We start from the raw sequence: 11530 nt of genomic DNA, 5'->3' as shown, positions 1-11530 counted from the left end.
GACCCCCATGCCCCCACTGCGTTCCATCCAAGCCCGCTATACCCTGTTCCTGGTGCTGTTCGTCCTGGTGTTGTTCGTGTTGACGGTCGTCGGCATCGGCCAACTGGTCGCGCCCACGCTGCGCCATACCGAGGAACAGGTGGTGCTCAACCGCATCAGTGAGGTGGCCGAGCAGATCCAGGGCGAACTCAACAAGGTTCAGTCCCAGCAACGCACCATCACCCAGACCATTCCCCTGCTCGACAGCGATGCCATCGACAAGGTCCTGCCGGGCCTGGTCGACCAATATGGTGAGCTGAAGGTCTTCGGCGGCGGTATCTGGCCGCTGCCCAACCAGCGCACGCCGGGGCGCAACAAGCACAGCACCTTCTGGCACCGCGATGCCTCGGGCAAGCTGGCAGTGAACACCTTCTGGAACAGCGACCCCGCCCCCAACTATTACGACCAGAGCTGGTACAAGGGCGGTCTCGCGTCGCCACGCGGCCAATGTGCCTGGGCCGCGGCCTACAAGGACGACGCCAGCCAGGAGCCGCGCACCAACTGCGCCATGGCGATCCAGCGTGACGGCGCGGCGTACGGCGTGGCCACCATCGACGTGACCCTGGGCTTCTTCAACGAACTGGTAGCCAGCAAGGAAAAGGACATCGGCGGGCAAATGCTGATCGTCGAAGGCGATGGCAAGATCATCAGCAACAGCACGCGCCTGAGCAGCCCGGTGGTATTGAAGAACATCAGTGAATTGACCGGCACCTCGGCCTTTGCCGCCCAGGTCAGCAAGGCCCTGGCCCATCGCGACCAGGCCTTGCAGCGCAACGAGTTCGACAACCAGGGCGTGGCCAGCACCTTCTACATGCGCCCCATCGAAGGCACGCCGTGGTTCCTCGCCACCGCCCTGCCCACCTCGCTGATCACCGCCCAGCGCGATGACGTACTCGGCAGCCTGGCCCTGTTGCAGATCCCCATGGTGTTGCTGCTGGTGCTGCTGGCGGTGTATGCGATCCGCCAATTGGTGCAGCGCATGAAAATCCTGAAGACCAACATCGACGCACTGTCCACCGGCGATGCCGACCTGACGCGGCGCATCACCATCCGCGCCGAAGACGAACTGGGCGCCATCGGCCATTCGGTGAACCGCTTTATCGTCTACCTGCAAGACATGATCGGCGAAGTGACCCAGGCCACTGGCGCCATGTCATCGGGCCTTGAGCAATTGCAGCACACCTCGGCCCACACCAACAGCATCCTGGTGCGCCACGCCTCGGAGACCGACCAGACCGTCACCGCTATCACCGAAATGAGCTCCACCGCCGATACCGTGGCGCAGAACGCCGCGCAAACCGCTTCGTTCACCCAGCGCGCCAGCGAACACGCCGACCGCTCCCGCGTGGTGGTGGGTGAAGCGTCCACCAGCGTCAGTGCGCTGATCGGCGAGGTCGCCAGTGCCACCCACACCGTCGAGAACATGCGCCAGGACGCCGCGCGCATCACCGAAACCCTCGGCGTGATCGGCGCGATTGCCGGCCAGACCAACCTGCTGGCCCTCAACGCCGCGATTGAAGCCGCGCGGGCCGGCGAGCAGGGTCGTGGTTTTGCGGTGGTGGCCGACGAAGTCCGCGCCCTGGCGGCGCGTACCCAGGCCAGCACTTCGCAGATCAATGAAATGCTCGCACGCCTGACCACCGGTGTCAGTTCGTCGGTGGCGGCCATGGAAAACACCCAGGCCAGTTGCCAGTCGGCGGCGGATGCCACGGCACGGGTGAACACCGGCCTCGACGAGATGGCCGGTTCGGTCAGCCATATCAATGACCTCAGCACCCAGATCGCCACCGCTGCCGAACAGCAAAGCGCGGTGACCGAGGAGATCAACCGCAGCATGGTGCATATCCGACATATGGTCGAAGAGCTGGTGCAGAGCGGCCATGCCACGCAAACCAATACACAAAGCCTGCTGGACGCCAATGGCCGGGTGATTGCGTTGATGGGCCGGTTCAAGGTGCGCTGATAAATGGCTGAAACACTCCCGTGCAATGTGCGGGAGTGGGACTATTCTGACAGTTCACAGCCACACAGGAGGTGTGCCATGCGCGCTGTCGAGCAGTCGGTCCGCTTGGATCGGATCAGTCAGGAACGTTTTATCCAGGCCCCTATCGATGCCGTCTACGACTATGTGACCCAACCGGATCGCTGGCACGAATGGCACCCCACCTCCCTCGGTGCCGACACCGGCACCAGCGGCCCCCTCCCCGCCGGCGCACGTTTTACCGAAATGATCGACTTGCTGGGCGTGCGCGTGCCCATGAGCTACCGCGTGCAGATCGCCCGGCGTCCCGACGAGTTCAAGACGGTGTTCACCTCACTGGCCGTCGACGGCTCGATTCATTACTTTTTGCAGCCCTTTCGCGACGGCACCCTGTTCAAGCGCGTGCTGACCTATGAAACCGAATTGCAGTTGGCCAGCCTCCATGAACGCATGATCGAGCTGTCGGCGATTGCACTGGACCGGCTCAAGCAGCGGATGGAAAACTCGCTCTCCGTATAATTTTGAAACATTAACCCGACGTCCCAGGGATAAAAGCACGGAGAATGCCCGGCTTACTGCCCGGTATTGGACGAGACCTCCATGAAAATCCCATTGCGATTGGCCCTGCTTTCAGTGCTGTTCACCACCACCCTGGCCCAGGCCGCCGACCTGATCCCCATCGATGTGCACCGCGACGCCAATTGTGGCTGCTGCAAAAAGTGGATCAGCCACCTGGAAAGCAACGGCTTCAAGGTCAAAGACCATGTCGAAGCCGACATGAGTGCAGTCAAGCAACGGCTGGGCGTGGCCCCGCGCCTGGGCTCGTGCCATACCGCCGTGATCGACGGCAAGTTCGTCGAAGGTCATGTGCCCGCCGAGCAGGTACTGGCCTTGCGCAAGCGCGACGACCTGCTGGGTATTGCCGCACCGGGCATGCCCATGGGTTCGCCCGGCATGGAAATGGACGGCCATGCCGAGGCCTATCAAGTCATCGGCCTGACCCGCGATGGCCAGGATGTGGTGTTGGCGGACTACCCGGCGCACTGATCGGTGCCGATGGGTTACCTGGGGCTGTTTCTTGCCGCATTCGGCGCGGCGACGTTACTGCCCCTGCAATCGGAAGCGGTGCTGGTCGGCCTGTTGATCAGCGGGCACTACAGCCTGTGGCTGCTGCTGGGTATCGCCACCCTGGGCAACGTCCTCGGCTCGCTGGTCAATTGGTGGCTGGGGCGCTGGGTGGAGCACTTCAAGCAGCGTCGCTGGTTTCCGGTCAGCGACAAGCAGCTGGAAAAGGCCCGCCATCATTACCAGCGCTGGGGGCACTGGACGCTGCTGCTCAGTTGGCTGCCGGTCATTGGCGACCCGCTGACGTTGGTGGCCGGGGTGATGCGTGAACCGTTGTGGCGGTTCCTGCTGCTGGTGACCCTGGCCAAGGGCCTGCGATACGCGGTGCTCGCCGCCGTGACCCTGCAATGGGTGTTAATCCCCCGTTAATCCCGCGCAAACAGCATCCGAGCATTCTGTCCGGAGCCCCGCCCATGCCTCTATCCCGCGTTTTTTGCATCGCCGGCCTGCTGACGGCCGGCGCCGCCCCGGCGTTCGCCGCCAGCTATGGCCCTGAGCTGCAAGGTTTCCAATACCCCTATCCCCTCGAACATTTCCAATTCCAATCCCAAGGCAAAGCCCTGCAAATGGGCTACATGGACGTGCCGGCCAAGGGCCAGCCGAACGGGCGCAATGTGGTGCTGATGCACGGCAAGAACTTTTGCGGCGCCACCTGGGAAGGCACGATCAAGGCCCTGAGCGACGCCGGTTATCGGGTGATTGCACCGGACCAGATCGGTTTCTGCAGTGCCAGCAAGCCCGACCACTACCAGTACAGCTTCCAGCAATTGGCCCTCAACACCCATCAATTGCTGGAAAAACTCGGCATTCAAAAGGCCACGCTCATAGGCCATTCCACCGGCGGCATGCTCGCCACCCGTTACGCGTTGATGTACCCCGAGCAGACCGAGCAGCTCGGGCTGGTGAATCCCATCGGCCTGGAAGACTGGAAAGCCCTGGGCGTGCCCACGCTCAGCGTCGACCAATGGTATGCGCGAGAACAGAAAGTCAGCGCCGAGGGGATTCGCAAGTACCAGCTCAATACCTATTACGTCGGACGCTGGAAGCCGGAGTACGAGCGCTGGGTAGACATGTATGCGGGCCTGAGCAATGGCCCCGGCCACGCGCTGGTCGCATGGAACTCGGCGTTGATTTACGACATGATCTTCACACAACAATCTGCAATGTATACATCTGACTCTTTGGGATGAAAGAGCCCGCACTTGGCGGGCTCAGGCAACAGCATCAGTCACATCAGTGTGGCTCACACGTCATACGCTCTCAGGGCAAACCGAAACAGCGTACAAGAGGGTTTCCCTCACTGCGGGCTGGGATTCGTGAGTGAGATCAGCGCTTAGCTTCAACCGTGCACGGTACGCAGCTACGTTTGCCTTAGCATCGCTTCCGACGACAATCTTGAAGTGCTCGACAGCCCGACCTACGGAATCCTGCACCCTGACCTTAACGTCCTCACCGTCGTAAGCCTTAACACTCAACACTCGAATCTCGTCAACGTACTGCTGGATAAGACCTTCCTCTACATTCGCCATCATTCGCTCTCCATGTCATTGAGTTACGATCTTAGCATTCAGATACTGTAATTAAGAGGTAAACATGAGCATCACCGGAAATTTCATTACCACAATCAGAAACAGCGAGCAAGCGCTAGAGTTAGGCAAAGACATGGGTGAGGTCGCTATTGATGCCATTTTGGCTGACAAGTTTGGTGTGGACGGGGCACTAAAAGACATCCCAATTCTTAACGTCGCAGTCAGCTTATATAGGGCAGGCAATAAAGTGACAGCTTATTTCTTTGCCAAGAATATGCTGGCGTTCCTCCTTGAGGTGGACAAGGTTCCTGCAGCAAAACGAATAGAGTTTTTAGATAAAAACTGCGCAAATGAGGAAGGTGTCGAAAATGTCGGTGAGGTAGCACTGATGATTCTTGATAAAATCGACCATCCACGCCTTGCAACCATGTTAGGCAGGGCGTTTGCCTTACTAACAGTTGGAGAGATAATTCAACATGAGTTTGACATCTACTGCCACGCAATCAAGATAATGAACCCGTACATATTGCAGCAGATGAAACAAGCCTACCAAGTTAGAGGAATGATAGCCATGGACCTTCCAGCAGCAAATCTCCTTGCAAACTACGGCCTGATTAGACTAGAAACCGAGGGCGTATTGGCACGGGTTTCAATTGGAATACCACACACTTTAGAACAAAATAGTTTTGGACAAAAATTCTATGACCGTATAATTATCGGCAGAGCCAGCTACTGAGATAATGGCAATGCCAGAGGTCTCTAATACTCCCGGATACGGTTTGATAGGCGAGCTTCGACAATATCGCTGTCCATGATCGTAAGCAGGCCATGACGCTCTAAGTCTCGCCAGAACAATACAACCGCCTCCACCAGAGAACGTAGCAGCTCAAATGAAAGCATCAGATCGGTCACAGGACGCACACCATAATGCTCTTCAAGGAGATGAGACGAAGCAGGCCAAAGCTCTGGATTCCTCTTCCGAAGAGCCCGAGCAGCTTTACCTTCACCATGACGACACACGTTGCCTAAAAGCATAAGCAGGTCGAGCTGGGGGTACGACTGGAATTGTGGAAGCTCTAAACCTCGAACCCTCAAGAAAAGCTCATTGAACTCCGCCCCCCAAAGGGCTTTCTCTGCTTTCTCTATCGCCTTTCCAATCGTATCGGGTGCCTGATCATTTGGCACCCCAAGGGTGACGAACTGCCGTGCACACCCAGACATATATGTGCGTATTTGCTGCTCCCATAGAGACTGGATGCCAAGACAAAATGCCATAGCTGTCCTCTGCTCCAATACAAAGTGGTCAAACGCTTGTAGGGACTTAATAAAGTCGTCTATGTCAGGACGTGCCATCAACTCGTCCCGCCGATGATGAAGGGCATAAAAGGAAGGCTGAACAACAAGTTCCAAATAGTCCTGTACAACATTGCCATAGTTATTGGCATACACATCGACAACGGAGTGCTTCCACGGATGCGGGCTCATAACATGGACACCATCACCTGTGCTTTAGGTAATAGGCACGACCGGCGGGCGTAAGCTGGAAATATTCCCCACGCACACCGCTCAACCCTGTCGAAAACCCCCGGGCCATTAACACGTCAATGGCTGCAAGAGCTTCAGTATTCGAGATGGACATCACAGAACTAATCGAAGGCAGCGTCGCTAGGACATCTTGGTTAGCGAATAAGGCTAAAGACTCCAACATGTCAAAAGCGTAAGGGGGTAGCTTTGCATCATCGGGCGCTGGCGGCAGTTCAGAAAGCTGCCGTAAAAGAGCGGCATTGGATTCGTTTAGATGAGCCTCAGAAACCTCAAGCGCCCTTATCCTCTGACTCTTTTCGTAAAGCTCGATTTGAAGCGATGAATAACATTCATCTTGCTCAAGATATCGCTGCTGACTCTCAGCTAATTTATGTTGAGCGATAGCAAGGCGAACATCGACCGTAGGGCACTCTCGAAGCCTAAGCCTAAATAATAGAAGCCCTGCGACAGCTAAGCTCACCAAAACGGTAATCAACATCCACAAAGGAATGGCTAGATCAGTCGACAGCAAGCCAGCAATTCCACTCAGCTTTTCAGGCATCCAAGGAGGCAACTGCCCATTTTCAGTCACGTATCCGATGAAAGACTGACCGACAAGGACAACAATGGCAATTAATACTGCTACCAGCTTTTTCCAATGCCCCTTGATATCCATAAACGCCCCAGCCCCAAAAATGCTGAGTGTACCAGACGAGGGATGGCGCATTGCCTTGATAGCAATGAGTAAACCGGGAAAATACCCAAACCCAGCCAAAAGCGTTAGTGATAGCGGTATCCTTGAGTTTGATTAGGGGTGGCTCACCAGCACAATCCTCAGACAAACAAAAGCCCTCACAAGGAGGGCTCAGGGGTGATGCAGATTGAAGGCTATTTCTTAGGGGGTTTAACAGGGTCACAACGAAAGACTACCGTTTGGTCTCTAGTCTTACCCTTATCCTCTCTCATGGTAGTGGTGAGCAGCCCGGCAACATTGTTGCACTCGCCAACCTCAAGGAAGGCACCCCATGTCTTTTCTATGGGGTGGCCGTTTGACCCAATCATCACGCTAACCAACAGGGCTTTAAACATCACTCGTCTTCCTTGATCTCTTCACACCGGTACGTGGTGCTTGTATTGCTCTTAGTGAGCCTTGCACCTTCACTAGCCCCAAGGTTGAGGGAAGTGGATAACAGGACGCAAGTTGTATAGTCGTAGTATTTGGCCACAGGCATTTCAGGCTCAGCTACACCAGCAGCGTTAACAAAAACGCTTAACATCAGCCCCTTAAACACCACTTATAAATCCTCACCTACTTCAACAGGCTTGGCAGCCATCTTGGCACGCTTGGCAGCTAGCTCAGCCCTCACTTTTTCCAAAGCACGATGTTCAATAGCCTCTTGATTTTCAGACAGCCACCTATCGTATGCAGCAGCCTTCTTGGCCAGGCATTCTTGGGCATACCACTCTTCAAACTGGCTATCAATGTCGTCAACAGCAGGCTTGGAACTAACTCTGATCCCTTGAGGCTTCGCCCCTGTGGGAGCTTCGCCCTTTGCAGCCTTCACCCAGTTGGTGCAAGTGAAGTAACCCGGCATGGGAAACCCTCCCGCTGTCTTGTCCTTGATCCAACCAAGAATGCTTCTAGGCTGTTCCTCAAGGTAAAGGGCCATGAATGCCTCTTTATCGCAGAAGCGTGCATCTGTAGACAGGTAGCCATACTCGGTGAGCCACTTCTGTTTACGTGAATCATCAACCACCAATCCATCAGGTTGTGGGTACTTAACGCCAGCCATACCAGAATCTCCAATTTTCGTTAAGTGTTCAAGCTACGTTCTCAGAACGTCTCTGCATCCAAATTGTGCCACTTGCTATAGCTGGGGTTATCACCCAGACAATGTGTACTAAACATCACGATAACATTGCTCATGCTATCAGTACAAACGTATTCCACATGACAGCCATCACCAACCCTCATTATCTGACGTACGTTCTTCTATGCATACCGACAATCGCCGTGGGAAAGAGCCTCTTTTCTATAGGGTTTCAAATCCCGCCGCCAAAAATAATGGGCACTTATGTTGGGCTTTGTTTTCTGACTGGAAAATATAATGTGGGGTGTGTTCGAAGGGGTGTTGATGGGTGTTGGGAAAGCCGGTTTTGTACGGGAGCTTCTTAACAACAAACAAGAGGGCGATTTTAAAAGCCAAGCAATTATAAAATAATAGGCAAAACCTATATATGCCTAACCACTCAATAGCTTTACCCTATCAATACAAACCCTTCATATGAGCTCACCTGAGAGCACCCCTCCCTCAATACCTATCATCCCTAGGCTCACACCCACAAAAGCCACCAGCACCACCACATAACCCCTGTGATGGGGCATACGCCCTAGGGAGTGTCACCCCTTGGAGAAGGCAACCCCAATAGCAGCCATCAGCCTAGCGACTGTTGTAGGGCTCCACATGCCACCCCTTGAGGTGGGCTTACCCTTGGAATTGAGGCAATCAGCCAATGCTTGGAGTGTGTTGGCACCTTCGAACAGACAGGCTTTCACGTGAGGGGCAATCTCTTTGTGGTGGGTGTTCACCTTGGGGGTGTTCACCTCTGGGGATTGTGCCCTGTCAGCCTTCGCCTGACGTGCTACAGCGGCGTTAGCGGCCCTACGCCCCACCTTGGCTAAGCTTTCTTCACATCCATTGTCAGCACGTTCCTGTAGAGCCTTGAGAGCGTCCTTTGTGCGCTGACTAATGAACTTACGTTCTTGCTCTGCTAGGGCTGCAAACAAGTGAAGCTGAAAAGCATCAGCTTGAGGCATTGTCGCAACCTTGAAGCTGACACGCTTCATTAGAGAGGCGATGTGTTCAACATCACGGCTCAAACGGTCTAGCTTGGCTACAACCATTGGCAAGCCCTGTGCAATAGCCTGTGAGCATGCTGGACGATCTGTAGGAGGGATAGAGCCAGACACTGTGTCCGTGTACTCACCTACCACAACCCAGCCATTAGCCTTAGCTGCCTGCTCTACATAGGAGCGTTGAGCCTCAAGCCCCAGACCAGAGTCACCTTGGCCCTTTGTAGAAACTCGGTAGTAGGCAATGACATTCATGATTGTGCACCAGAGTTGTTGTTTGTTGGCACATTGTACATTGAGCGTTAGCACATCTCAACATCTACACGACCGTTTAGAGAATGTAAATTGTGATATTGGCGATTGTGGCAACCAGAGAAGTGATGCACATGTCAATAGGCTGTGCACTACATGTTTATTGTTGGATGATTGTTGTTGACAAGGAAAACTCTTCGTGGGCGAACAACACCCCTAGGAGAGTCTCCTATTTGAAGCTCTTCACCCTTTCGCATGAAAGAGGAATGATTCCCATTATGGTTTTTTATTTACCAAAAGGTGAAATATTGTGTTGGCGTAGGGACATGCTTAGTGTTTCTGCTGCTGATATGATCATTATTGAAATTATTGTGCAAAAAGAGTTGCCAAAGCGAAAGCATCCTGCTTAACAACGCACTATGTTTCCAACATCACAGGATTTGTCACCAATGGGACATTCCTTGGACATAATACCACTCACAGCAACATCACCTCTTGAGAGTCATCACCCCACAAACAGACACAACTATTGATACAATAGATCATTCTCAGATAATAGATAGCATGCTAATCATTAGCCGCCTACACACATTGGACACCATTGCACAAAGATTGAATCTGTTAGAGGGTAATAACATGTCGTAAACGACATAGAGTGATACAGGCTCTCCGAAGGAGAAGAGGAAAGAATCTTGGTAGGGTTTTATGTGTATGGATTTTATTGTTCAAGACTTCTGTAGCTAAAGACTTTTATAACACATCACACCTAACAAAGATCACTCCTAACAAGAACATCAAGCCCCTTGGGCTCTATTGGTGCATAACCCTTAGACCTTCGGTCTAGGAGGATCACTCTACAAGATGATTACCCTTTGACCGAAGGTCATAGAGTTACCCTTTGAACGAGCCCCATGAAAGACAGGACACCGTTTCCCCCTTACGATAAGGGATAGGCAAACGGTTATGTTTATGACTAATAGCAACGACAAGAGTGGGGAGCTTTTGGGCCAGGAGCGGCGGCGCCGCTGGAGCCCGGAGCAAAAACTGGCCATGGTTCGCGAGAGTCTTGAGCCAGGGCAAAGCGTTTCGGTGGTCGCTCGACGCAACGGCATCAATGCCAACCAGCTGTTCCTATGGCGCAAGTTATATCAGGACGGCAGTCTGTCGGCGGTCAGTGCCGGTGAAGCCGTTGTGCCCGCCTCGGAGTTGAGCGATGCGCTCAAGCAGATCCGTGAACTGCAACGGATGCTGGGCAAGAAAACGATGGAAGCAGAAATCCTCAAAGAGGCCGTGGAGATCGCCCGGTCGCGAAAATGGATTGCGCACTCACCCTTGTTGCCGGGGGACGACCAGTGAAGCTGGTCAGCGAATGTCTCGGTGTGGCGCGCTCGCAATTAACGGTTCGAATCAAGCAATCGGTATCGCTCAAAGTACGGCGCCGCAGGCCTGTGGACGATGCTGATCTGGTGGTTGAAATCCAGCAACAGATCAGCGAACTGCCCAGCTATGGCTACCGTCGTGTTTGGGGATTGCTGCGTCGTGCCCGTGAAACCCAGTCGCTGCCGGCGATCAATGTGAAACGGGTTTACCGGGTCATGCGCGATCACGACCTGCTGTTGGCGCGGCGCATCAAACAGCCCGGCGTGCCGCGTCGGCACGAGGGTCGTATTGCGGTGCAAACCAGTGATACGCGTTGGTGCTCGGACGGCTTTGAGTTCCGCTGTGAGGACGGCGCCAAACTGAGCGTGACCTTCGCCCTGGATTGCTGTGACCGCGAAGCCATCGGCTGGGTCGCGAGTCCGACCGGGTACAGCGGCGATGACATCCGCGACTTGATGCTGGAGAGCGTAGAGAAACGCTTCGGTGATCAACTGCCTGCAACGCCGGTTCAATGGCTAAGCGACAACGGCTCGGCGTACACCGCCGAACAGACACGCCTGTTTGCTCGACAGATCGGTTTGCAGCCGGTGACCACCCCGGTGCGCAGCCCGCAGAGCAACGGCATGGCCGAGAGCTTCGTGAAGACGATCAAACGTGACTACGTTGCGCACATGCCCAAGCCGGATCGAGAAACGGCGCTGCGCAACCTGGCAATTGCCTTCGAGCATTACAACGAGCAGCATCCGCACAGCGCCTTGAACTATCGCTCACCGAGGGAGTTCAGGCGCTTGGCAGCAGCATCAATTTGACGGGGAGTTGGTGTCCGGTTTTGTAGGGGCAAGTCCA

The 11530-nt window shown here is 54.6% G+C and carries 11 protein-coding genes and 1 pseudogene; 7 read left to right on the top strand and 5 right to left on the bottom strand.

Going from position 1 to position 11530, the window contains the following annotated elements:
* Positions 1-7: 7 nt before the first annotated feature.
* The 5 genes and pseudogenes from BFQ01_RS25090 to BFQ01_RS25070 form a co-directional block, all read left to right on the top strand.
* Complete coding sequence (locus BFQ01_RS25090) at positions 8-2002, top strand: methyl-accepting chemotaxis protein (protein ID WP_065927330.1); 1995 nt, start codon at positions 8-10, stop codon at positions 2000-2002.
* Positions 2003-2080: 78 nt separating this feature from the next.
* The gene (locus BFQ01_RS25085; protein WP_065927329.1) at positions 2081-2539 is read left to right on the top strand and encodes an SRPBCC family protein; all 459 of its coding nucleotides are present in this window, start codon (positions 2081-2083) and stop codon (positions 2537-2539) included.
* Positions 2540-2620: 81 nt separating this feature from the next.
* Positions 2621-3067, top strand: coding sequence for a DUF411 domain-containing protein (locus BFQ01_RS25080; RefSeq protein WP_065927328.1), 447 nt, complete (start codon positions 2621-2623; stop codon positions 3065-3067).
* 9 nt (positions 3068-3076) lie between these two features.
* Complete coding sequence (locus BFQ01_RS25075) at positions 3077-3514, top strand: YqaA family protein (protein WP_027606736.1); 438 nt, start codon at positions 3077-3079, stop codon at positions 3512-3514.
* Between the two features lie 44 nt (positions 3515-3558).
* Positions 3559-4299, top strand: a pseudogene (locus BFQ01_RS25070) (alpha/beta fold hydrolase); the annotation flags it as partial.
* A 96-nt stretch (positions 4300-4395) separates the two neighbouring features.
* Here the strand turns inward: BFQ01_RS25070 and BFQ01_RS25065 are convergent.
* Complete coding sequence (locus BFQ01_RS25065) at positions 4396-4677, bottom strand: hypothetical protein (RefSeq protein ID WP_065927327.1); 282 nt, start codon at positions 4675-4677, stop codon at positions 4396-4398.
* A gap of 61 nt (positions 4678-4738) precedes the next feature.
* On the opposite strand from BFQ01_RS25065, the gene BFQ01_RS25060 reads away from it, so the two are divergent.
* Complete coding sequence (locus BFQ01_RS25060) at positions 4739-5410, top strand: hypothetical protein (RefSeq protein WP_065927326.1); 672 nt, start codon at positions 4739-4741, stop codon at positions 5408-5410.
* Between the two features lie 23 nt (positions 5411-5433).
* Here the strand turns inward: BFQ01_RS25060 and BFQ01_RS25055 are convergent, their stop codons facing one another.
* The 4 genes from BFQ01_RS25055 to BFQ01_RS25030 all read right to left on the bottom strand — a co-directional run bounded on the left by BFQ01_RS25055 (position 5434) and on the right by BFQ01_RS25030 (position 9307).
* Complete coding sequence (locus BFQ01_RS25055; protein ID WP_065927325.1) at positions 5434-6159, bottom strand: hypothetical protein; 726 nt, start codon at positions 6157-6159, stop codon at positions 5434-5436.
* Between the two features lie 13 nt (positions 6160-6172).
* Positions 6173-6874 (bottom strand): hypothetical protein, encoded by a 702-nt coding sequence (locus BFQ01_RS25050; RefSeq protein ID WP_141691303.1) that lies wholly within the window; start codon positions 6872-6874, stop codon positions 6173-6175.
* A gap of 619 nt (positions 6875-7493) precedes the next feature.
* Entirely contained in the window at positions 7494-7991 is a 498-nt protein-coding gene (locus BFQ01_RS25035; protein WP_065927321.1) for a hypothetical protein, read from the bottom strand.
* Positions 7992-8599: 608 nt separating this feature from the next.
* A complete protein-coding gene (locus BFQ01_RS25030) occupies positions 8600-9307 on the bottom strand; it encodes a recombinase family protein (protein ID WP_065927320.1) in 708 nt (235 codons plus the stop codon).
* A gap of 966 nt (positions 9308-10273) precedes the next feature.
* Here BFQ01_RS25030 and BFQ01_RS31910 point away from each other — a divergent pair.
* Positions 10274-11493 (top strand): IS3 family transposase gene (locus BFQ01_RS31910; RefSeq protein WP_370467938.1). Its coding sequence is split into 2 segments (ribosomal slippage): positions 10274-10619 and positions 10619-11493, totalling 1221 coding nucleotides; the frame shifts between segments, so codons are not numbered across the junction.
* The last annotated feature ends 37 nt before the right edge of the window (positions 11494-11530 follow it).

Origin of the sequence: Pseudomonas sp. 8 R 14, from assembly GCF_900005955.1 — a bacterium.
GTDB classification, from domain to species: domain Bacteria; phylum Pseudomonadota; class Gammaproteobacteria; order Pseudomonadales; family Pseudomonadaceae; genus Aquipseudomonas; species Aquipseudomonas marginalis.
The sequence above is the reverse complement of the archived record's forward strand: the minus strand, read 5'-3'. Positions and strand labels throughout refer to the sequence as shown.

Excerpts from the sequence above, each read along its gene's own strand:
- BFQ01_RS25050 (WP_141691303.1), bottom strand. The coding sequence starts at position 6,874 with ATGGATATCAAGGGGCATTGGAAAAAGCTGGTAGCAGTATTAATTGCC.
- BFQ01_RS25075 (WP_027606736.1), top strand. The coding sequence starts at position 3,077 with ATGGGTTACCTGGGGCTGTTTCTTGCCGCATTCGGCGCGGCGACGTTA.
- BFQ01_RS25085 (WP_065927329.1), top strand. The coding sequence starts at position 2,081 with ATGCGCGCTGTCGAGCAGTCGGTCCGCTTGGATCGGATCAGTCAGGAA.
- BFQ01_RS25065 (WP_065927327.1), bottom strand. The coding sequence starts at position 4,677 with ATGATGGCGAATGTAGAGGAAGGTCTTATCCAGCAGTACGTTGACGAG.
- BFQ01_RS25035 (WP_065927321.1), bottom strand. The coding sequence starts at position 7,991 with ATGGCTGGCGTTAAGTACCCACAACCTGATGGATTGGTGGTTGATGAT.
- BFQ01_RS25060 (WP_065927326.1), top strand. The coding sequence starts at position 4,739 with ATGAGCATCACCGGAAATTTCATTACCACAATCAGAAACAGCGAGCAA.
- BFQ01_RS25090 (WP_065927330.1), top strand. The coding sequence starts at position 8 with ATGCCCCCACTGCGTTCCATCCAAGCCCGCTATACCCTGTTCCTGGTG.
- BFQ01_RS25080 (WP_065927328.1), top strand. The coding sequence starts at position 2,621 with ATGAAAATCCCATTGCGATTGGCCCTGCTTTCAGTGCTGTTCACCACC.
- BFQ01_RS25030 (WP_065927320.1), bottom strand. The coding sequence starts at position 9,307 with ATGAATGTCATTGCCTACTACCGAGTTTCTACAAAGGGCCAAGGTGAC.
- BFQ01_RS25055 (WP_065927325.1), bottom strand. The coding sequence starts at position 6,159 with ATGAGCCCGCATCCGTGGAAGCACTCCGTTGTCGATGTGTATGCCAAT.